The following is a 21,662-nucleotide window of genomic DNA, read 5'->3' as shown; positions in this document are numbered from 1 at the left end:
TCGTTTTGCAATTTACCTTGTCTTGAGGTTGAGCGCAAATCTCGCTTATTCATCGACAGGGCATGGTGGAACTTCTAATCCGCGGCGGGCATAAAAGTCCTGAACAAATTCATCAAAAGTGCCATTGTCTAATGCATCACGCATACCTTCAGTTAAACGTTGGTAATAACGTAAGTTATGAATGGTACCAAGCATAGACGCCAACATCTCTCCACACTTCTCAAGGTGGAACAGGTAAGCACGAGTAAAGTTCTTACAGGTATAGCAATCGCAGTGTGGGTCAAGTGGTCCTTGGTCATGACGATATTTACTATTACGAATACGTACCAGACCATCAGTGACAAAATAATGACCATTACGTGCATTACGTGTTGGCATTACACAGTCAAACATATCGACACCACGGCGCACCGCTTCAACGATATCTTCAGGTTTACCTACACCCATCAGGTAACGTGGTTTGTCATGCGGCATCTTGTTTGGAAGATAATCTAAAACCTTGATCATCTCTTCTTTTGGTTCACCAACTGACAAACCGCCAATTGCGTAACCGTCAAAGCCGATTTCAAGTAAGCCATTTAAAGACTCATCACGTAAGTCTTCATACATGCCGCCTTGAATAATGCCAAATAACGCATTTTTATTTTTAAGTTCATCGTGGTGATGAGCCTTACAGCGTTTTGCCCAGCGCAAAGAAAGCTGTAATGATTTTTGTGCTTCTTCATGTGTCGCAGGATAAGGCGTACATTCATCAAAAATCATGACAATGTCAGAGTTCAATACATGCTGAATTTCCATTGAAATTTCAGGCGATAAAAAGACTTTTGAACCATCAATCGGAGAACGGAAAGTAACACCTTCTTCCTTAATTTTACGCATAGCGCCAAGACTAAATACTTGGAAGCCGCCAGAGTCAGTCAAAATTGGCTTATTCCATTTAATAAAGTCGTGCAAGCCGCCGTGTTGCTTGATCACTTCAAGGCCCGGACGCAAATATAAATGGAAGGTATTACCTAAAATAATTTGTGCCTGAATATCTTCAATATCACGTGGCAGCATGCCTTTGACTGTACCGTAAGTCCCCACCGGCATAAAAACAGGGGTTTCAACAACACCATGTTCTAAAGTTAAACGACCACGACGGGCACGACCCGACTGACCTAATTTTTCAAACTTCATTTAAAAATCCTGAACAATAGCAAGCAATGCCTTAGGGCAGTGCAAGGGCGAAAAAACAGTTCGCTGCTAAAAAGAGGGCTATTTTCCTTGATTCTGCGACGTAGTTCTACTACTAAATGTAGCTGACTATAAAATCGGTCAAATTTCCGGTTGACCGATTGCTTTTTTACCTCGACTAAAAGTTCGGTTTATAGTCAAAATTGTCAGTAGCCAAATTATCTCGAAAAGGACGAATTGTTTTTTTAGATAAAGTCATCGTATTGATAATATTATTTGGGAACACTTCAATCTGATTATTAAATACTTCGACGTTTCGGTTAAAAATGCTGATTGCCGCGCCGACATTTTCGTTTTGTTCCTGAATATCATCCATCATTTTGCCATAGAGCGTATCTGCTTTTAGTTCAGGATAGTTTTCAACCACCACATTTAGGCTACGGATTAGCTCTTTACTCATTTTTTCAATCTGTTGTAATTGAGCAATATCAGTATGATCGACATTCAAACTTAGAATTTGCTGACGTAAAGCAGTTACTTGTTCTAAAGTTGACTTCTCGAACTGAGTATATTGATTGAGTGTGATTTCTAATGCTTCAAGTGTTTTTACTTTTTGGCGTTCGAAATTTGCAACCTCAGCCCAAGCGCGTTTGGTCGCATTGAAATAACGCACAATGTTATTGCGAATGTGGATGCCCCAAGCAATCAGTACAACGAAAATCCCCAAGAAAATAAATAAGCCTGTCATTTTTACTCCTCTTATTTTTATTCCCTCGTTGAGCCTTTTAACTTCTTATTTTTTAATAAGTTGCCAGTTCAGAAGTACGAGAGATTTATTTAATTAAATTAAGCATGAATTGCTGAAATTTTTCATATTGCGGCATAGTCATGGTACGTAAGTGACCACGTAATGCGGGAATATCATGAATTTCACTACGTTTACTGATGGTTTGAAAAAGATCTTGCTCACCGAGATAACATAATATTTGCTCTTCATGATGATAAATTAAATCCCCGCTAAAATGTTGAAAAAAATCATGAAGTTTTAAAGTTAGACTTGGACTCATTTCTTTAGCTAACTGGTGCTGGTCGGTTCCGAAAATACTCAGTTCTTGGTTAATGAGAATGTCGCTACTTTGCCATTCGCTTAAGTATGGTTCAAAAAAGCGAGAACGTTGATTACTTACAGCAATACCTAAAGCTGGTATTTGAAAAATAAAAGCGCCCCATAAGTCTTTATGAATCTCTTTTACTATTTTTTTATCGCTGTTCTGGTCTTGAAGAATAGGTAAATTATTTACATAGTGGTATTTAAATAGCAGGACTTGATGATCTGTAATGCCGTCATTCCATGTTACTGAAGCAAACTCGGTAATTTCATTCGCTTCATTGCCTCGGTTAAAAAGTGGAAAGTGTTGTTTTAATTTGCTTAAGACTAAAATGGGTTGGGCTTGTATTGGAAGATAAGCTGGTAACTGCTGAAACTTTAGGCCATAACGTAAAGCAGTCATACGCTGTTCTAAATAATGAATAACTTCAGTTAAAGGTTTTTGCGGTTCATAGAGCAAATAGGCGAGGAAACCAGTTAAAAATGCCCATAATAGACTCCAAATATATTGAATATGAGGATGAAAAAAATATCCAAACATTAGCGTCGTAATACTACAAATACTTAATAAATACGACAGGGTATTCACAAAACGAAGGTTATGATCTTCACGCCATGGATGTAACGCGTTTAAGAGTTCTTGATCTGTTTGTGACTTTTGTCCAGCATCCCAAAGTCGGGCAATATTACGAAAGACTTGTGTATTTTTTTTACGTCTTATATGAAGTGCTTGTTGTATGGTATCAATCGGCATGAAAGTAATGAGTTGATTATCATAAAGTGCTAACTCTAGATTATCTTTTAAATTGAAAGAGATAAATAGAAATACTAAGACTATTTTTATTTTAATTATAGATGCTGGGTTAAACCTCGAATTAACTTATAAGATTTAACCCAGCTTTAATCTTTAAACTTCTAATTTATCAATCAGCATAGCATCGCCATAACTAAAGAAGCGATAGCGATCTTTAACGGCATGTTCATAAGCAGCCAAAATATTTTCTCTATTTGACAATGCTGAAACTAACATGAGCAGGGTAGACTCAGGTAAATGGAAGTTAGTAATTAAACGGTCTACGATGCAGAACTCATAACCTGGATAAATAAAGATTTGCGTATCACCAGTCCATGCTGCGATTTTTCCGCCATGCGCTTGAGCTGCACTTTCTAAAGCACGTGTTGCAGTTGTACCGACAGCAATCACTTTATTACCGCGTGCTTTAGTTGCCAAAATTAAATCAATAGTTTCTTGAGGAACATCACACCATTCACTGTGCATGACATGATTCGTAATGTCATCAGTACGTACAGGCATAAAAGTACCTGCACCGACGTGAAGAGTCACAAAGGTTTTCTTAACGCCTTTTTGATCTAACTCTGCTAACAACTCTTCGTCAAAATGCAAGCTTGCTGTTGGGGCAGCCACACTGGCAATTTTTTCTGGATTATGGAAAACCGTTTGATAGCGTTCAGTGTCAATTTCTTCTGCTTCACGATTGAAGTAAGGCGGAATAGGTAACTGACCATATTGCTCAAGTACTGGCAAAATTGGTTGGGAAAACTCAACGACAAATAAGTTTTCGTGACGGCCACGCACAATCACGGGAATATTGTCCGCACCAACAAAAAGCTCAGCCCCTGCTTTAGGTGAATTGCTCGCTTTAATATGGCAATACGCTGTGGTGTGGTTCAGCATACGCTCAACCAAAATTTCAATAGCACCACCTGTAGCACGTTTCCCTTTAAGTCGAGCTTTCATGACTTTGGTATCGTTGAGTACCAATAAATCGCCTTCTTCGAACAGATCAATAATATCTGTGAACATATGATCGTGATATTGGCCCTTAGCATCTAAATGCAATAAACGCGAAGCACTACGTGTTTCGAGTGGGTAACGGGCAATAAGTTCATCGGGTAGTTCAAAGGAAAAGTCAGACAGTTGCATATTTGAGAAAAAACACCGCAAAAATTGCGCCTAGTATAAACTTTTTCGCTTTTTAATGGCTGTGCTTCTGGCCTAAATCATGAAAAATGTTTAAATGATCTAAAAGTGAACGATAATATTCACTTAGGGTTTGACAAGTTTTGCAAACGCGCTAATATACGCAACACAAACATACTTCCTCTCCCGAGGTGGTGAAATTGGTAGACGCGGCGGACTCAAAATCCGCTGTCAGAGATGACGTGTCGGTTCGAGTCCGACCCTCGGGACCAAGATTCAGAATCTTATGATTCTACGAAAACCCCTAAACTGACGGTTTAGGGGTTTTTTGTTGGATATAAAAAAGTTCCTAGACTTTAAGAAATTATGAGCTACTTGCTTTGGTTCCGAGGGTCGGGATCAAATCGCTTATAAATTTAGAGCTATTAAAAGTCTTTTAATTTTTCAATTTAAGAAAACTTTATTTAAATATGAAATGCATTTGATAAAAGCAAAATTTGAGTCGAAGTTAAGGTTTCATATTTATAAGATGATTTAAGCTAATTTTTATCTCTTTTTTAGCTAATTTTGACTTCCTATTTCTTATTACTTACAACTCTTTCTTCCAAAAAAATTGTTGTATTTTTCTAAAACATACCCACTTTATGTATCTGAAAACCTTTAATTGAAACTTCACATTTCTATTTCGAAAAGAAAGTTGCTCTTTTAATGTACTGTGTTAAAGTTTGTAGTAGATCATAATGATTACAAGTACATTCTTCAAAAGAGCGGTTCCGACCAACAATGACAAAATCTGTGAGGCGGGCATGACACAGCGATTAGAACTACATCAGGTAGAGCAGTTAACAGCTTGTAAGATATCACTATTACTTGGATTAAATGCCGAGCAGAATTATATTGAGCAATTTTTCCGGTTTAGTCTTCGCCTGTTGAAGTGTCAAAAAGCTTTGCTTACTTTTAATCAGGAACCTTATTTTTGGCATCATTGCCCAGATGGCATGACTGCAATTTCCTTTAAACCTTCAAGACACCTAAAACAATGTTTTGCTAAACAACAGGTGATTCATCACAATCATCCTTCTTATCAAAATTTAATCAACTATTTAAAAGAGCTAAATATTGAATGTGGGCGTGCCTTAGCTGTCCATTTGGTGCAGCCTGACCAGACATCTATGGGATTTGCAGTTTTCTTCGATGACGATGAAAATTGTTTTGAAGATGATCAAATTCAGTTGCTTCTCGATTACTGTTCTAGTTTTATGCAACAAGTCGAGTTGAAGTTTAATTATGAAGAATTAAATGAACTCTATGAGCAGCAAGTCGCGCTGAACTCGAGTAAAACAAAGTTCTTTTCCATTATTTCGCATGACTTGCGGGCACCATTTCATGGCTTGTTAGGTTTCTCCGAAGTGTTAGCTAAAGAACGTGAAACGCTGGATGAGTCGAGTATTCAAAACATTGCCGATTATTTATACGACACTTCTCAATCGACCTATAACTTACTTGAAAGTTTGCTGACATGGGCAATGGCCGAAGGTGGTCGCTTTGTTTATCACCCAATTAATTTTAAGCTTAGACAAGTGAGCAATATTGTTTGTGATGTGCTGCATACTTTGGCTTTAAAGAAAAATATTGAATTGGTAAATGCGGTTTCCGAAGATTTAAAAATCTATGCCGATATCAATATGATGACTTCCGTGATCCAAAACTTGGTGTCAAATGCATTGAAATTTACCGATGTTGACGGCTCTGGGAAAGTGTTCATTGAAGCAAAGCAGGTGGGTACAAATGTCGAAATCACTGTGCGTGATACAGGGCTTGGCATGACTGAACAGCAAATGGCAAATTTATTCCATCCGCGTATTACAGCAAGCTTTAAAGGCACCGCTGGGGAAAAAGGTGCGGGTTTAGGTTTGAGCTTATGTAAGCGTTTTGTCGAGATTAATCAGGGGAAAATTAGTGTAACCTCCCAAAAAGGAGTGGGAACGTCATTTAAAGTTTTATTACCTTCTGCTCAAGAAGTCCCTGAACATCATGTAGAACAACAAAATACATCTGAAGCAAAATTGGTTTAATCCCTTTTCCTACTACTACTTGAACTGCTATAACTAAAAAGAGAGTCTGAGGAAAAGAGCTTTTTTATATGAATGCGGAGCAGTTACAAAAAACATTGCGTGCCAGCCAATATGCTGAACAAGTTTTAGGATTACATCAGGCTGTTTTAGAACAAGATTATCAAATAGATCAATTTGCTGCACCGCTCTCAACAGAACAAATTTACCAACTTGTAGACACCACCCTTGACGGAATTGGCGATGAAATAACGTGGATGCGTGCGCTTCGTATACTGCGCAGTCGTTTAATGTTTCGCTGGATCTGGCAAGATGCCAATCAACTGACGGATGTCGTTACACTTACTCGTGAACTTTCAGACTTTGCCGATGCAAGTATTTGTGCCGCAAAGGCTTTTGCTCGTGTTGCATTGGTTGCTAAACATGGCGAACCATTAAGTTATTCAGGCAAAGTTCAAGATTTGATTGTGGTTGCCATGGGTAAGCTTGGGGCACAGGAATTAAATCTATCAAGTGATATCGACCTGATTTTTGCCTTTGATGAGCAAGGCGAAACCAACGGTCGTAAATGTATTGATGTACAGCAGTTCTGTATTTTGTGGGGACAAAAACTTATTTATTTACTTGAACATATCACCGCAGATGGTTTTGTGTTTCGAGTAGACATGCGTTTACGGCCTTGGGGAGATGGCTCAGCATTAGCGATTAGTCATGCAGCTTTAGAAAAATATTTAAGTCAGCATGGCCGTGAATGGGAACGTTACGCATGGATTAAGGCACGCGTTGTCACGGGGGGTAAAGAAGGGCAAGACTTATTAGAAATGACACGTCCTTTTGTATTCCGCCGTTATGTCGATTACACCGCTTTTGCTGCCATGCGCGATATGAAAGCGATGATTGAGCGCGAAGTATTACGTCGGCATATTGAAGATGACATTAAACTCGGGGCAGGCGGTATACGCGAAATTGAGTTTATTGTTCAGGTGTTCCAGCTTATTTACGGCGGTTCTAAACGTGAGCTGCAAGACCGTCAATGTTTAGTCAGTCTTGAACATATCGGTGAGGCAGGCTTGTTAGAAAAACAGGCCGTACTAGAGCTTGAAGATGCTTACCTATTCTTACGCCGTGTTGAACATGCAATTCAAGCCTTGAATGATCAGCAAACGCAACTATTACCAGAAGAAGCAGATTTACGACAACGCATTATAGATACTTTGGGTTTTACGAGTTGGAATGAATTTATTGATGTTCTTAACGAGAAACGCCAAAAAGTAAAAGTTCAGTTTAAGCAGCTCATTGAAGACACAAGTTCCAATGCAGCTACCGAGAACTTTGGACAGTTAGAGCAGCAGCTAGATGAAGTGTTAGATGATAATGCAAAAAATCTGATTCATGAGTTCTGGCATGGTCATGCACTTAAAAAACTTCCTTCCAATGCCGTGCAGCGTTTAAAAACATTTTGGCCCCATTTAATTGAAGCCATTTTACAGTCTGAACAACCACAAACTGCATTATTACGTTTAATGCCACTGATTGAATCAGTCATGCGTCGAACCGTCTATTTGGTAATGCTGATTGAAAGTAAAGGGGCATTACAACGCTTAGTAAAAATGGCGACAGTGAGCCCGTGGATTTGTGAAGAGTTAACCCAATATCCGGTATTGCTGGATGAGTTCTTGTCGATGGACTTTGAGTTACCAAAGCGTAAGGACTTGGAAGACTCATTACGTCAGCAATTACTTCGTATCGAAATTGATCAGGTCGAAGATCAAATGCGGGTACTTCGCCTGTTTAAAAAGAGTAATGTGTTAACGGTCGCTGCAAGTGATGTGTTAGCTGAAAGCCCTCTTATGAAGGTCTCTGATGCTTTGACAGATATTGCAGAAGTCAGTGTTAATGCAACTCTTAATTTAGCTTATCAGACCGTAGCAAAACGTCATGGTTACCCAAAAGATGTCGAAGGAAAACGTTGTTCACTCGATTATAAAGCCTTTGCCGTTATTGGTTATGGCAAGGTGGGGGGTATTGAACTGGGCTATGGTTCGGACTTAGATCTGGTCTTTATTCACTATCTAGATGAACAGGCCGACACGGATGGTACTAAGTCAATTACAGGCTTTGAGTTTGCCATGCGTGTCGCTCAAAAGTTTATGTCTTTAATGACCACTCAAACGCTTGATGGCCGTGTTTATGAAATTGATACACGTTTAAGACCTTCAGGTGAGGCTGGTTTATTGGTGACAAGTCTGAAAGCCTATGAGCATTATCAGTTGAAAAGTGCATGGCTTTGGGAGCATCAGGCATTAGTTCGTGCACGTTCTATTGCAGGTGATGAAGCGCTTTGCCAAAAATTTGAAATATTTCGCCGCGAGATATTGACTCAATCTAGAGATGAGGCTTATGTTCGTGAGGAAGTGCTGAAAATGCGTCAGAAAATGAAAGACCACTTAGGTTCATCTTCTGAACAAAAAAAACATGGTATTTTTCATTTAAAACAGGACGCAGGTGGTATCGTAGATATCGAATTTATGGCACAGTATGCTGTACTTGCATGGAGCGGGACGAAACCCGATCTCGCCCATTATTCTGATAATGTAAGAATATTAGAAGATGCTGCTAAAGCAGACTGCTTATCCAGTGAAGATGCCACAGCATTAATTCGAGCCTATCTTAGTGAACGTGCCGAAAGCCACCGCTTAGCCCTTGCGAATCAATCCATGCAAGTAAGCGCAGCGGACTGGCGTAGTACCCGTGCGGTCGTTTGCAATTTATGGCAAAGATTAATAGACCCAACCGCCTCGGTTGAGTTGGATAGTGAATGATTTTATAACAATTTGGAGTGTTCCATGAATTTGGCTGATCGTGATGGTTTTATTTGGCAAGATGGACAATTAATTGATTGGCGTGATGCAAAGATTCACGTTTTAACCCATACTTTACACTACAGTATGGGTGTATTTGAGGGTGTTCGTGCTTATGAAACTCCTAAAGGTACTGCAATTTTCCGTCTTCAAGACCACACAAAACGTTTGTTAAATTCAGCAAAAATTTATCAAATGAAAGTGCCGTATGATCAAGCAGCGCTTGAACAAGCACAAATCGATGTTGTTCGTGAAAATAAATTAGCTTCTTGCTATTTACGTCCACTGATCTGGATCGGTTCAGAGAAACTTGGTATTGCAGCAACAAATAACACCATTCATGCCGCTGTTGCAGCATGGGCATGGGGTGCATATCTTGGTGATGAAGCAATGGCGAAAGGTATTCGCGTTAAAACTTCATCATTTACTCACCACCATCCAAACGTGACCATGTGTAAAGCAAAAGCATCTGGTAACTACACGTTGTCAATTCTTGCTCACCAAGAAGTTGCACATTCTGGTTACGATGAAGCAATGCTTATGGACCCACAAGGTTATGTGTGCCAAGGTTCTGGTGAAAACGTATTCTTGATTAAAGATGGCGTTTTACACACTCCAGATATTGCGGGTGGTGCACTTGACGGTATTACACGCCAAACCGTGATGACGATTGCTAAAGATCTTGGTTATGAAGTTGTTGAGCGTCGTATTACGCGTGACGAATTCTATATTGCCGATGAAGCATTCTTCACAGGTACTGCTGCTGAAGTAACACCAATTCGTGAATACGATGACCGTCAAATCGGTGCGGGTTGCCGTGGCCCAATTACCACTGAAATCCAAAAGACTTTCTTTGATGCAGTTCAAGGTAAAAATCCAAAATATGAACACTGGTTAACTTACGTAAAATAAGTTAATCCGTTAACATGAAAAGGCGAACGTTGGTTTCGCCTTTTTATTTTTGGTTAGGGAGCTTTTATGCATATTGTCTATGTCTCTGATGGTAAAGCAGGGCATCGCTCACAAGCTTTAGGCTTGTTTCAGGCGATGCAAAGACAGCAGGCAAATGCAACTTTTGAAGAAGTCTCTATTAATGACTTGCCTATTCTTTCTCTAATCAAAACGCTTTTTTCTTCAAAAAAATCTCTATTTCAACAGGCACCCGATTTTATATTTGGTGTTGGAAGTCATACACATTTTCGTGTCTGGTTGCTCGGTAAAATTTTCAAAAAGGCTAAGACCATTATTTTAATGAAGCCAAATTTACCGACGGTTTGGTTTAATTATGCTGTGATTCCAGAGCACGACGGTATTCCTGCGAATAATCGAGTGATTGTTACGCGTGGGGCATTAAATCCCATTCGTAATGAAAAACGCCATCAAGCTTCTAGAATTTTAATTGCATTAGGTGGTTCGTCAAAACGGCATCAATGGAACCAAGAAAAAGTATTATTAAGCGTGCAAAAGATTGTTGAGAATAATCCGGATGCCGAAATCATTCTAACGACTTCACGTCGAACACCAGCAGAGTTTATTGATATTTTAAGACAACAAAGTTTTGCCCAGCATTTACAAATATTTCCGGTTGAGCAAACACCTCAAGGCTGGATTTTTGAAGAGATGCAAAAAGCAGAAGCTGTATGGGTAACAGAAGATAGCGTTTCTATGGTTTTTGAAGCACTTACTGCGGGTTGTCGCGTAGGGGTCATAGCAATCGATCGGTTGAAAGACGATAGAATTACGCACTCGATTGATCAAATGATAGAATCACAACTAATCTCACAGAATACTTGTGTCGTACAGTTACCACAACCTTATGCTTTTAAAGAAGCAGACCGTGTGGCAACATATCTTTTAGCGAAATAATGAGTTTGGCATTGTGATTTATATCCTGATTTTACTGGTTTTGCTTACCGTGTTATTTAGCTATAAGTATGCGTGGTGGAAGCCAGCAGTGGATTGGAATCGACCACGTGTATTGATGTATCACATGGTACGAGACCATATTAATGGTGCCAAATTTAATAAGCTTCGGGTCAAGCCCGCTGAGTTTGAAAAGCAAGTTGCTTGGATGAAAGCGCAAGGCTTCCATTTTGTAACGATGCACGAATTGCAAGAGAACTGGGGAAATCACCCAGCCAAAACAGTTGCCATTACCTTTGATGATGGTTATTTAGACAACTTACAAAATGCTTATCCGATTTTAGAAAAATATCAGGCCAAGGCAACCATATATGTGGTGGTTGATCGTCATGATCGTGATTGGTCAACCTATAAAAAAGAACATCATAATAGTGGTGAACTCATGCGTGAAGCTAAGTTGAATGATGCTCAAGTCAAGCAACTGGCAGATAGCGAACTGATCGAAATTGGTTCACATACGTTAACGCATGCTAATTTAAACAAACTGGATGATACGGATTGTTTAAAAGAACTAACTGATTCAAAGCAGTGGCTTGAACAACTGATAGAAAAGCCAGTAACCAGTTTTGCTTACCCATTTGGTATTTACTCAGACCGAGATGTTAAACTGGCAAAACAGTCAGGGTATAGCAATGCAGTGACCACAATCGAAGGCATTGATGATGAACAGCCGGACTTTATGCAACTACAACGTATTAAGATCAGCGGAAAAGATTCATTATTTGCCGTCAAGCTTCGTTTAAAACTTGGTACGCGTGAGGGCTAATCATGAAAATTACGCTTGTGATGGCAAGTGATGAGGAAGGTGGCCTAGAAAAGCATGTACTTGAGCTGGCTGCTGGTTTATCACAAGCACATGAAGTTTCTTTAATTGCACATCAGAAATATCAAAGTCGGGTAGAAAGTTCGGTGAACTTTGTTGCTTTTGATATGAGTGGCAGTCGTTATAACCCGTGGACGAAATATCTGCTTAAAAAAACAATATTGGGGACAGAACCACAAGTGCTACATGCTCATGCTTCTAAAACGGCCAAACTGTTGCAAGGCATGATTGCAGGTTTTAATTTCCCTTGTGTGGTGACTATCCATGGTGCAAAGAAAAAGATTGATTCTTACTTGGCATTTGATCATATCATTTGTGTGAGTAAGCGACTCGCGCAGATTGTGGGGCAGCCGGAAAAACTCAGTGTGGTCTATAATGGTATTTCTTTGAATATGCCTGCTCAATCATTTGTAAAAAATAGAAAATTTATTGCCATTGGACGTTTAAATGAAGTGAAAGGTTTTGATCTTTTACTGGCTGCTTGGCGGAACATTTCACACCAATTAACTATTGTTGGTGATGGTGAAGAACGAAAGAAGTTAGAGCAATTGATTCAAGAGTACCAATTAGCTGATCGGGTTCACTTGTATGGGTATAGCGACAATATTCACCCATTGATTATAGACCATGAGGCTTTGATTGTGTCTTCCTTGCGTGAAGGGGGCCCGTATACACTTGCTGAAAGTTTATTGCTTCAACGTCCTGTGTTAGGGACTGATGTCGGAATGATGGCTGAGTTTATTCCTGTTGAGTTTCTATGTGAACCAAATAATATTGAAGCATTGCAACAAGTGATTCAAAACTATTTGGATGTGGTAGCCCCTGAAGCAAGTTTTAAACAGGCTTATGTCTTGGCACAAGAACAATTGACTTTTACAAAAATGATCGATAATACGGTCAAAGTCTATCAATCATTGCTTTCAGCATAGGATGATGGATTGATGACACAACAAAAACCTTTCATCCTAGCGTTGACCGATGGTAAAGCAGGCCATGAAACTCAAACACAAGGAATAGTTCAGCTACTGAATCAACAACAAGATTATCAGGTGGAATGGGTTCAATTAAATCTACCTAAAAAATGGTTGTATCGTGTTCTCAAGTTATTGATCAAGTTTTCAATAAATACAGAGTGGTTACGTTATTTTCTTGACTCCCAAACCCTAAGTGCATTAGAGCAGAAACAGGTTGCTTATATTGTATCGGCAGGGGGAAACACTCTACTTGCCAATCTACTGCTCAAACAACATTTGCTCAAAGATCAGCCTGTAAAAAATCTGGTCGCAAGTTCATTACGGGGGATTCGTGCTGACTTGTTTGATGTGGTATTTACCATTCATGAGCAACAAGCCGTATTGCCTCATTATTTTTATTATCCAATTGCACCGAATAAAATGAGTGCTTTACCTCTAACACGTGAGCGGGCGCGGGAACATTTGGGTATTCAAAATGCTGAGCAAACGATTGCAATTTTGATTGGTGCTGACACTAAAACAGTAAAAATTGGTGAAGCGGCACAATGGGCAACTGTTTTACAGCAGGTTCGAAAGCAATATCCTACAGCGAGATTGCTACTGACAACATCACGAAGAACACCGATTACTTTTGAAAAAGAATTACAGCAGCTTGCTGAGCAGTACGGCATTTTTCAGCCTCATGACCAGTTAACATGGGTAGCACAAGGCCAAAGCTGTGATATCAAAGATTATATTAAAGCAGCTGACTGGATTCTAACGAGTCCGGACTCGACTTCGATGGTGGCAGAAGTGGTCATGTCAGGAAGTAAGTTGCTGGTACTTTATGATGAGCAGTCCATGCAGGATGAACAGATTAAGCACCAATTAAAGTTTTTAGCACAGCAACATTGGCTATATTTATTAACTGTTTCAGATTCTTATCAAATCTCTCAGGTTGTTCAAGAGTTAGAGATGCAAGATCATACCAGCGAAATAACTCGGAAGTTAAATCGGGTTTTGGACAAATAAGTTTAGCTAAGTATTTATATTTTATTTTTTGTAATAATGGTCAAACTGCGTAGGGCTTTCTGAGGTTAACGCTAAATTAAATAGGAAATAGGTGATAAAATCCGTGACTAAGAAAATGGAGTTACATGATTTATTATGAAGTTCTTGGTTACTGGTGGTGCAGGTTTTATTGGTTCGGCGGTGGTTCGTCATATTGTTCAAAATACTGAACATGAAGTATTAAATGTCGATAAGCTCACTTATGCGGGAAATCTAGAGTCTTTAAGCTCTGTTGCCGATCACCCACGTTATCAGTTTTCTCAGACCGATATTTGTGACCGTACAGCTTTAGATGAATTATTTAAAAGTTTTCAACCTGATGTAGTGATGCATCTTGCTGCTGAATCGCACGTAGATCGTTCAATTTCAGGACCTTATGCTTTTATTGAGACCAACATTATTGGTACATACCAAATGTTGGAAGCAAGCCGTACTTATTGGTTAACCCTTGATGGTTCAAAAAAGGAAACATTCCGCTTCCATCATATTTCAACCGATGAAGTCTATGGTGATTTAGAAGGTACAACCGACCTATTTACCGAAACAACATCGTATTCACCAAGTTCACCATATTCTGCAAGCAAAGCCAGCTCAGACCATTTAGTCCGTGCATGGAACCGTACTTATGGTTTACCGGTGTTGGTGACCAACTGTTCAAATAACTATGGGCCATTTCATTTCCCGGAAAAATTGATTCCGCTTATGATTTTAAATGCTTTGCAAGCCAAGCCACTCCCTGTATATGGCAATGGTCAGCAAATTCGTGACTGGTTATTTGTAGAAGACCATGCACGAGCACTCTTTACTGTTGCAACGCAAGGTGTGGTTGGGGAAACTTATAATATTGGCGGTCACAATGAAAAAGCCAATATCGAAGTTGTTCATGCGATTTGCACATTACTTGAAGAATTGGCACCGAATAAGCCGGAAGGTGTAGCACAGTACAAAGATTTAATTACCTATGTCAAAGATCGCCCAGGTCACGATGTGCGCTATGCAATTGATGCGACAAAAATTAAAAATGACTTAGGCTGGGTTCCGCAAGAATCGTTTGAGACGGGCCTGCGTAAAACCGTTGAATGGTATTTAAGTAATACTGAATGGGTTGCACACGTTCAAAGTGGCGAATATCAGTCTTGGTTAAACAAGCAATATCAAGGATAACTATGAAGATCTTATTGCTTGGAAAAAATGGACAAGTTGGGTGGGAGCTACAGCGAGCGCTTGCTCCTTTGGGCGAGGTAGTTGCATTAGACCGTCATGGTTTAAATGGTCTATCTGGCGATATGACTCAACCATCGGCAATTTTTGACACGATTGTGGCGCTAAAACCCGATGTAGTCGTTAATGCTTCTGCTTATACAGCTGTTGATTTGGCTGAAACTGAGCAGGATTCGGCTGATCTTGTGAATCATCAAACTGTAAAGGCTATAGCCGATGCATGTTTGCAAATTAAAGCTTTATTTGTGCATTACTCTACCGATTATGTTTTTGACGGGGCAGGTGAAACAGCTTTTGTTGAAACAGATGCAATTGCACCATTAAATGTCTATGGTAAAACCAAGGCATTAGGCGAACAGGCAATTGTTGAGAGTGGCTGTCAGCATCTAATTTTCAGAACATCATGGGTCTATGCAAGTAAAGGAAAAAACTTCTTGAAAACGATGTTGAACTTGGCTCAGCAACGTGAAGAGTTGTCGATTATTGATGATCAGATTGGTGCTCCAACTTCTGCTGAGCTAATTGCTGATATTACCGCACATGCTATTCCTCAAGTCGTAGCCGATGTGAGTAAAGCTGGTGTCTATCATTTGGTGGCGAGTGGTGAAACATCATGGTTTGGCTACGCAAGTTATGTATTTGAGCAAGCACGGTCATTAGGACAGGCGCTGATTGTACAAAAGGTTAATCCAATTCCAACAAAGGCTTACCCAACACCAGCAACCAGACCACACAATTCAAGATTGAACAACCAAAAAATACAGCATGTTTTTAAACTCTGTCTACCTAACTGGCAAGATGGTGTAAAGCGAACCATAGTGGAGCTATTAAATAAATGAGTCTCAAACGTAAAGGTATTATTTTAGCGGGTGGTTCAGGTACACGCTTACATCCAATTACCAAAGGTGTATCGAAACAGCTTTTGCCAATTTACGATAAACCAATGGTTTACTATCCATTGTCTGTATTGATGCTTGCCGGTATTCGTGAAGTCTTATTGATTTCGACACCAGAAGATTTACCCCAATATGAAAAACTGCTCGGTGATGGTTCTCAATTTGGTATTGAACTTACTTATAAAGTACAACCTTCTCCAGATGGTTTGGCACAGGCATTTTTAATTGGTGAAGAGTTTATTGGTCAAGATAATGTTTGTTTGATCTTGGGTGACAATATTTACTATGGTCAAAGTTTTGGCAAACAATTAGAAGCTGCGAGTAATCGAGAGCATGGTGCAACAGTATTTGGTTACCATGTGACAGACCCAGAGCGTTTTGGTGTTGTCGAGTTTGACCCAACTGGAAAAGTTCTCAGCATTGAAGAAAAACCATTAAAGCCAAAATCACCTTATGCCGTGACGGGTTTGTACTTCTATGACAATCGTGTTGTAGAGTTTGCTAAACAAGTGAAGCCATCTGCACGTGGCGAACTTGAAATTACTGACATCAATAATGCATATCTGAAAGATGGTTCATTGAATGTGGAGCTTTTAGGGCGAGGGTTTGCATGGTTGGATACGGGCACGCATGAATCGCTTTTAGAAGCAGGTCACTTTATCTATACTGTAGAAAAGCGTCAGTCATTAAAAGTCGCATGTTTAGAGGAAATTGGTTTCAATCAAGGTTGGATTAGCAAAGAGAAACTTTTAGAAAGTGCTGAAGCTTTGAAAAAAACAGAATATGGTCAATATTTGAAAAAAATCTGGGAAGAGTCAAATGCAGGTTGAAACGACTAAAATAGAAGGGCTTTTGATTCTACATCCAAATGTATTTGGTGATGATCGCGGCTGGTTTATGGAAAGCTTTAATCAGCAACGTTTTGCACAAGCACTTGAACAATTAAACTTGCCTGTTCCAACTTTTGTACAAGATAACCATTCATTGTCTCAAAAGAGTGTGTTACGTGGGTTGCATTATCAAAATGCACCTTATGCGCAAGGAAAACTGGTACGTGTTGTACAAGGTCGTGTTTGGGATGTTGCGGTAGATATTCGACCTGACTCAAAAACTTATGGTGAATGGGTTGGTGTTGAACTGAGTGCAGAAAATAAAACCATGTTTTGGATACCGGAAGGTTTTGCTCATGGCTTTATCGCACTTGAAGACAATACCCAGTTTTTGTACAAAACCACCAATTACTACAATAAAGAAAGTGAAGGCGCTATTATTTGGAATGATCCAACACTAGCGATTAACTGGCCTCTTGATGAGGTTGGTGAGGTGTTGGTGAGTGATAAAGATCAGATTGCAGATGCATTTAAAGCATAAAAAAAGAGGAGTTTATCTCCTCTTTTTTTATCGAGGCTGTTTCAATATTATTTTATATGGTGCGACTAAACAGGTTGATAAAATGAACTGAATAAGTAATTTGAGTATGTAAAAAGGGACAACATAAAAAGGTAGAGTCTGTAGTGCAGTGATACTCGTTGGAATAATTCGATCATAATAGCGACGACGAATTGCCAAAGAAGCATTTTTTCTCAATTCTTTAGATAAGCTCTGCTGGTTAATACAGTAAGCCTTTTTGGCTTCTGGATGTGTCTTGGAATAGTCTTTTAAGAATTGAGACATGCTTTGGCGGAGCAAAATCACTTGCCGTCTTACTTCAAAATGATCTTTTTTCTTTTTGGCTTGGGCAATAACACTGGTGTCATGGTAGCGGAAATAATTTAAACACTCATGCGTAAAGAAGATGTCACCTTGCGATACGATTTTTGCCCAAATTTCCCAATCACCAATAAAGCGTAGACTTGGATTAGCTCCACCTACATCGAAATAAGTCTGTTTTTTAAAAATGACACCACTGGCATTTGGAATGGTGTTTTGAGCATTTAAAAATCTTTCGATATATTCGAGACCATTCATTTCAAAATCATTTTCAAATAATTTTGAATCAACTTGATCAGTAAAATCTTTCCATGAACCCGTGACTTCACCTTGTGCATTCATTCGATGAGATTGGCTGTAGGCAAGAACAAGCTTAGGATTTTTTTCAAAATGAGGGACTAATTTTTCCAAAAATTGTAAGTCGGCAACATCATCAGACTCTGCAATCCAGATCAGATCGCCTTTTGCTAGATGCATGCCTTTGTTCCATTGGCAAAATGTTGAGCCTGAATTTTGTTCATTGATGATGCAATGTGAAACTTTCGGATGGCTTTTGTATTTCGCTAAAATTTCGGCACTATGATCGGGTGATAGATCATCTAAAAGAATCACTTCAAATTGCGAATAGCTTTGGTTAAGAATACTCTCAATTCTGTCTTCTAAATATTGGTCATGGTTATAACTTGGAACAATAACACTAACAAACACGTGAGGGTGGCCTATACAAAATTAAAAAAGCTAAAACTTAAGCTTGAAGCAATAAGTCAACGACGGTCTCTATCCTATTTTTATAAGTATGACTCTGTTGAACTTTATACATGGCTGCTTCAGCGCTGATTATTGGATCTTTTAACTTCAATTGCAATTCTTGCGGATTCTCAAATGAAATAATTTCATTTTTGATATCAAAAGCATAGTTTAGATCTTCAACATACTCGCTTACCAAAATACAACCACAAGCCGGAGCTTCGAAACAACGCATATTCATACCTTGACGAATATTTTTCTTGTTAATGACATTCAAGATGTAACGATGCGTTCTGTAGAGTTCGGCAACTTCAGTCAAAGGAATATTGTGAGGGTGAACAATACTGTTTGATTTGCTGAGTTTATCCCATCCTTTCCCATAGACAGTGAGGGGAAGGGGAATCTGTTCAATGAGCTCTTGTCGATCAGGCGACCATGCGCCTACAAATAAAAGACGATCATCTTTTTGTTCATTGCTAGAAAAGAAGACATTTGGATTATAAGCAAGAGGCAGATAAATGGCATGATTTAGTCCCATTGCTCTCGCATCTTCGATAAAGCTAGAATCGGTAAAGCAATATAAATCAATGACGTCTTTAGATTTTAATAAGCGTTCATCAAAAAAGTCACCAATCCAATGTGCTTTTTTGCATGGAAAGTCTGCCAAAACTTGCAGTAAATGATCATTAAAATAAAAAAGATCGGCAATGAGAATCAAATCTGGCTGAAACGTTTGCAGTTTCTTTTTGAGTAAATTTGCCGTATATATATCTTTGTTTGGTAATAGCTTTTTCAGAAACCGATCGGTGGTATTGTTATGATTTAAGGCAAAGCCTTGGATTTCATAATCAGGGCTTTGATGGGCAGCAGCAAGAATATTTTCGTACCACTGCAAAATACCGCTGCGTTTACCAATGATGAGCAGTTTCTTTTGCATTACTTTTTATCCGCATTACCTTTGAGCACCATATAAATCAGTGCAACAAAGATAAGTAATGCACCGACTAAACTGCTTACACAGAAATAAAGAATACGTTGGTTCGTCGTGAGGTTAAATAATTCATTCGCAAGGATGTAGCGCATGAAAAACCATTGTGCGAGGGAGAATACAATCACGACTAAAGCATGTCGTCGTACATCTGGGCGCATAGCCATAAAGCTGACCTCTAAATTAAAAGCTCCTTATTATGCCACTGACCAGCTTATTCGCAAAGCATAGCTTAGGTAAGTCGAATATATATCTTATTTCTAATAAAAAACCCTGCAATTGCAGGGTTTTTTATTAAAGAGCAATTAAGCTTCTTTCTTTTGTTGTTCACGTAAGCGGATGCCCAAGTCACGAAGCTGGTTTGCTTCAACAGGAGCCGGTGCTTGAGTAAGTGGACATTCAGCAGTTTTCGTTTTAGGGAACGCAATAACATCACGAATTGAAGTCGCGCCAGTCATAAGCATTACTAAACGGTCAAGACCAAATGCCAAACCACCGTGAGGAGGTGCACCGTAACGAAGTGCATTGAGTAAGAAGCTGAATTTTTCTTCTGCTTCTTCATCGGAAATACCAAGCGCTTCAAAAATCGCTTTTTGCATTTCTAATGTGTAAATACGAAGTGAACCACCACCAACTTCAGTACCGTTCAATACCATGTCGTAAGCAACAGAAAGTGCTTCGCCTGGGTTGCTCTTCACGTCTTCTACGCTAGATTTAGGTAATGTGAATGGATGGTGTACAGAAGTCCATTTGCCATCGTCAGTTTCTTCAAACATTGGGAAGTCAACAACCCAAAGTGGAGCCCACTCACAAGTCGCAAGGTTCAAGTCATGACCGATCTTGACACGAAGTGCACCCATTGCATCATTTACAATTTTAGCTTTGTCCGCACCAAAGAATACGATATCGCCATTTTCAGCACCAACACGTTCAAGCAATTGCATTACGATTGGTTCGATGAATTTAACGATAGGAGATTGAAGACCTTCAATTCCTTTTTCGATTTCATTGACTTTAATGTACGCTAAGCCTTTCGCACCGTAGATACCGACAAATTTAGTGTATTCGTCAATCTGACTACGTGTTAATGAACCTGCGCCCGGTACACGAAGTGCTGCAATACGGCCTTTAGGGTCTTTAGCTGGACCTGCAAATACTTTGAACTCAACTTCTTGCATTAAATCTGCAACATCAACGAGTTTTAACGGAATACGCAAGTCTGGTTTGTCAGATGCATAATCACGCATTGCTTCGCTGTATGGCATACGGCGGAATTTTTCAAATTTTACGCCAAGCAAGTCGTTAAATAATTTAATAGTCATGCCTTCCATCAAATCCATAATGTCATCGTCGTTTAAGAACGATGTTTCAATGTCGATTTGAGTAAATTCAGGCTGACGGTCAGCACGTAAGTCTTCATCACGGAAACATTTCGCGATTTGGTAGTAGCGATCAATACCACCAACCATCAACAATTGTTTGAATAATTGTGGTGATTGTGGAAGTGCATAGAAGCTACCATTTTGTACACGGCTTGGTACTAAATAGTCACGCGCACCTTCAGGGGTTGCACGAGTTAAAATCGGAGTTTCAACGTCTAAGAAACCATGATCGTCTAAATAGTTACGAATCAAGTTGGTTACTTTAGAACGGAAGCGTAAACGCTCTAACATTTCTGGACGACGGATGTCCAAGAAACGATATTTTAAACGGTGTTCTTCTGACACGTTAATAGTGTCATCATTTAATGGGAATGGTGGAGTTTCAGATGCAGCAAGAACTTCGATTTCTTTGCCTAAAACTTCGATTTGACCACTCACCATATTTGGGTTTTCAGTACCTTCATAACGGCGACGAACACGACCTGTAATTTTTAATACATATTCAGAACGTGCTTTATCTGCAGTTGCAAATGCTTCTGGAGTATCTGGGTCAATAACCACTTGAACGAGACCATCACGGTCACGCATATCAAGGAAAATAACACCGCCATGGTCACGGCGACGATGTACCCAACCGCATAATGTAACGGTCTGGTCGATTTGGGCTTCAGTTAAAGAGCCACAGTAATGAGTTCGCATCATGATGAAGATTATCCAAACTATATTGGCTGAAAAGACGGATGCGTAAACCGCGCACCGTCAAAAAAATAAGTTTTCGATTATGCCCTG

At 39.4% G+C, this 21,662-nt stretch carries 19 protein-coding genes and 1 tRNA gene; 12 read left to right on the top strand and 8 right to left on the bottom strand.

Going from position 1 to position 21,662, the window contains the following annotated elements; all coding sequences use genetic code 11:
- Positions 1-45: 45 nt before the first annotated feature.
- From tgt to queA, 4 genes are all read right to left on the bottom strand, one after another.
- Positions 46-1,179 (bottom strand): tRNA guanosine(34) transglycosylase Tgt, encoded by a 1,134-nt coding sequence (tgt, locus tag MKL36_RS06040; protein WP_000667229.1) that lies wholly within the window; start codon positions 1,177-1,179, stop codon positions 46-48.
- A gap of 175 nt (positions 1,180-1,354) precedes the next feature.
- Positions 1,355-1,924, bottom strand: a complete 570-nt coding sequence (locus tag MKL36_RS06035; RefSeq protein ID WP_000147151.1) for a LemA family protein — start codon at positions 1,922-1,924, stop codon at positions 1,355-1,357.
- Between the two features lie 85 nt (positions 1,925-2,009).
- Positions 2,010-3,038, bottom strand: a complete 1,029-nt coding sequence (locus MKL36_RS06030) for a hypothetical protein (protein WP_021511267.1) — start codon at positions 3,036-3,038, stop codon at positions 2,010-2,012.
- A 153-nt stretch (positions 3,039-3,191) separates the two neighbouring features.
- Entirely contained in the window at positions 3,192-4,229 is a 1,038-nt protein-coding gene (gene queA / locus MKL36_RS06025; RefSeq protein ID WP_001177136.1) for a tRNA preQ1(34) S-adenosylmethionine ribosyltransferase-isomerase QueA, read from the bottom strand.
- 182 nt (positions 4,230-4,411) lie between these two features.
- Here queA and MKL36_RS06020 point away from each other — a divergent pair.
- The 12 genes from MKL36_RS06020 (at position 4,412) to rfbC (ending at position 17,417) form a co-directional block, all read left to right on the top strand.
- Positions 4,412-4,498, top strand: a tRNA-Leu gene (locus tag MKL36_RS06020).
- Between the two features lie 534 nt (positions 4,499-5,032).
- A complete protein-coding gene (locus tag MKL36_RS06015; protein ID WP_000194110.1) occupies positions 5,033-6,301 on the top strand; it encodes a sensor histidine kinase in 1,269 nt (422 codons plus the stop codon).
- 68 nt (positions 6,302-6,369) lie between these two features.
- Positions 6,370-9,120, top strand: a complete 2,751-nt coding sequence (gene glnE / locus MKL36_RS06010; protein WP_000990834.1) for a bifunctional [glutamate--ammonia ligase]-adenylyl-L-tyrosine phosphorylase/[glutamate--ammonia-ligase] adenylyltransferase — start codon at positions 6,370-6,372, stop codon at positions 9,118-9,120.
- A 24-nt stretch (positions 9,121-9,144) separates the two neighbouring features.
- Positions 9,145-10,071: a branched-chain amino acid transaminase gene (locus tag MKL36_RS06005; protein WP_001046506.1), complete on the top strand. Its 927-nt coding sequence runs from the start codon at positions 9,145-9,147 to the stop codon at positions 10,069-10,071.
- Positions 10,072-10,137: 66 nt separating this feature from the next.
- Complete coding sequence (locus MKL36_RS06000) at positions 10,138-11,025, top strand: mitochondrial fission ELM1 family protein (RefSeq protein WP_000548415.1); 888 nt, start codon at positions 10,138-10,140, stop codon at positions 11,023-11,025.
- 13 nt (positions 11,026-11,038) lie between these two features.
- A complete protein-coding gene (locus tag MKL36_RS05995; RefSeq protein WP_000639362.1) occupies positions 11,039-11,848 on the top strand; it encodes a polysaccharide deacetylase family protein in 810 nt (269 codons plus the stop codon).
- A gap of 2 nt (positions 11,849-11,850) precedes the next feature.
- The gene (locus MKL36_RS05990; RefSeq protein WP_000705223.1) at positions 11,851-12,834 is read left to right on the top strand and encodes a glycosyltransferase; all 984 of its coding nucleotides are present in this window, start codon (positions 11,851-11,853) and stop codon (positions 12,832-12,834) included.
- A 12-nt stretch (positions 12,835-12,846) separates the two neighbouring features.
- Positions 12,847-13,890 (top strand): ELM1/GtrOC1 family putative glycosyltransferase, encoded by a 1,044-nt coding sequence (locus MKL36_RS05985; protein ID WP_000193719.1) that lies wholly within the window; start codon positions 12,847-12,849, stop codon positions 13,888-13,890.
- 135 nt (positions 13,891-14,025) lie between these two features.
- The gene (gene rfbB, locus MKL36_RS05980) at positions 14,026-15,093 is read left to right on the top strand and encodes a dTDP-glucose 4,6-dehydratase (RefSeq protein ID WP_000670932.1); all 1,068 of its coding nucleotides are present in this window, start codon (positions 14,026-14,028) and stop codon (positions 15,091-15,093) included.
- Positions 15,094-15,095: 2 nt separating this feature from the next.
- Entirely contained in the window at positions 15,096-15,989 is an 894-nt protein-coding gene (gene rfbD / locus MKL36_RS05975; protein ID WP_000698332.1) for a dTDP-4-dehydrorhamnose reductase, read from the top strand.
- Positions 15,986-16,876, top strand: coding sequence for a glucose-1-phosphate thymidylyltransferase RfbA (gene rfbA, locus MKL36_RS05970; RefSeq protein WP_000054001.1), 891 nt, complete (start codon positions 15,986-15,988; stop codon positions 16,874-16,876). The genes rfbD and rfbA overlap by 4 nt, the downstream gene beginning before the upstream one ends.
- Complete coding sequence (gene rfbC, locus MKL36_RS05965; RefSeq protein WP_001195721.1) at positions 16,866-17,417, top strand: dTDP-4-dehydrorhamnose 3,5-epimerase; 552 nt, start codon at positions 16,866-16,868, stop codon at positions 17,415-17,417. Before rfbA ends, rfbC begins: the two co-directional genes overlap by 11 nt.
- A gap of 27 nt (positions 17,418-17,444) precedes the next feature.
- On the opposite strand, the gene MKL36_RS05960 is transcribed toward rfbC, so the two are convergent.
- The 4 genes from MKL36_RS05960 to aspS all read right to left on the bottom strand — a co-directional run bounded on the left by MKL36_RS05960 (position 17,445) and on the right by aspS (position 21,575).
- A complete protein-coding gene (locus MKL36_RS05960) occupies positions 17,445-18,464 on the bottom strand; it encodes a glycosyltransferase family 2 protein (RefSeq protein ID WP_000498151.1) in 1,020 nt (339 codons plus the stop codon).
- A gap of 37 nt (positions 18,465-18,501) precedes the next feature.
- Positions 18,502-19,440: a CgeB family protein gene (locus MKL36_RS05955; RefSeq protein WP_001170031.1), complete on the bottom strand. Its 939-nt coding sequence runs from the start codon at positions 19,438-19,440 to the stop codon at positions 18,502-18,504.
- Positions 19,440-19,658 (bottom strand): hypothetical protein, encoded by a 219-nt coding sequence (locus MKL36_RS05950; RefSeq protein WP_001251491.1) that lies wholly within the window; start codon positions 19,656-19,658, stop codon positions 19,440-19,442. The genes MKL36_RS05955 and MKL36_RS05950 overlap by 1 nt, the downstream gene beginning before the upstream one ends.
- A gap of 138 nt (positions 19,659-19,796) precedes the next feature.
- On the bottom strand, positions 19,797-21,575 hold the full coding sequence (gene aspS, locus MKL36_RS05945) for an aspartate--tRNA ligase (RefSeq protein WP_000986448.1): 1,779 nt from the start codon (positions 21,573-21,575) through the stop codon (positions 19,797-19,799).
- Positions 21,576-21,662 lie beyond the last annotated feature (87 nt).

Source organism: Acinetobacter sp. AOR12_HL, assembly GCF_027855275.1.
Classification (GTDB): domain Bacteria; phylum Pseudomonadota; class Gammaproteobacteria; order Pseudomonadales; family Moraxellaceae; genus Acinetobacter; species Acinetobacter baumannii.
Note: the sequence above shows the minus strand (reverse complement) of the source record. Positions and strands in the feature narration are given on the sequence as shown.

Excerpts from the sequence above, each read along its gene's own strand:
- rfbB (WP_000670932.1), top strand. The coding sequence starts at position 14,026 with ATGAAGTTCTTGGTTACTGGTGGTGCAGGTTTTATTGGTTCGGCGGTG.
- queA (WP_001177136.1), bottom strand. The coding sequence starts at position 4,229 with ATGCAACTGTCTGACTTTTCCTTTGAACTACCCGATGAACTTATTGCC.
- MKL36_RS06035 (WP_000147151.1), bottom strand. The coding sequence starts at position 1,924 with ATGACAGGCTTATTTATTTTCTTGGGGATTTTCGTTGTACTGATTGCT.
- MKL36_RS06000 (WP_000548415.1), top strand. The coding sequence starts at position 10,138 with ATGCATATTGTCTATGTCTCTGATGGTAAAGCAGGGCATCGCTCACAA.
- tgt (WP_000667229.1), bottom strand. The coding sequence starts at position 1,179 with ATGAAGTTTGAAAAATTAGGTCAGTCGGGTCGTGCCCGTCGTGGTCGT.
- rfbD (WP_000698332.1), top strand. The coding sequence starts at position 15,096 with ATGAAGATCTTATTGCTTGGAAAAAATGGACAAGTTGGGTGGGAGCTA.
- MKL36_RS06005 (WP_001046506.1), top strand. The coding sequence starts at position 9,145 with ATGAATTTGGCTGATCGTGATGGTTTTATTTGGCAAGATGGACAATTA.
- rfbA (WP_000054001.1), top strand. The coding sequence starts at position 15,986 with ATGAGTCTCAAACGTAAAGGTATTATTTTAGCGGGTGGTTCAGGTACA.
- aspS (WP_000986448.1), bottom strand. The coding sequence starts at position 21,575 with ATGATGCGAACTCATTACTGTGGCTCTTTAACTGAAGCCCAAATCGAC.
- glnE (WP_000990834.1), top strand. The coding sequence starts at position 6,370 with ATGAATGCGGAGCAGTTACAAAAAACATTGCGTGCCAGCCAATATGCT.
- MKL36_RS05955 (WP_001170031.1), bottom strand. The coding sequence starts at position 19,440 with ATGCAAAAGAAACTGCTCATCATTGGTAAACGCAGCGGTATTTTGCAG.
- rfbC (WP_001195721.1), top strand. The coding sequence starts at position 16,866 with ATGCAGGTTGAAACGACTAAAATAGAAGGGCTTTTGATTCTACATCCA.
- MKL36_RS05990 (WP_000705223.1), top strand. The coding sequence starts at position 11,851 with ATGAAAATTACGCTTGTGATGGCAAGTGATGAGGAAGGTGGCCTAGAA.
- MKL36_RS05985 (WP_000193719.1), top strand. The coding sequence starts at position 12,847 with ATGACACAACAAAAACCTTTCATCCTAGCGTTGACCGATGGTAAAGCA.
- MKL36_RS06030 (WP_021511267.1), bottom strand. The coding sequence starts at position 3,038 with ATGCCGATTGATACCATACAACAAGCACTTCATATAAGACGTAAAAAA.
- MKL36_RS06015 (WP_000194110.1), top strand. The coding sequence starts at position 5,033 with ATGACACAGCGATTAGAACTACATCAGGTAGAGCAGTTAACAGCTTGT.
- MKL36_RS05950 (WP_001251491.1), bottom strand. The coding sequence starts at position 19,658 with ATGGCTATGCGCCCAGATGTACGACGACATGCTTTAGTCGTGATTGTA.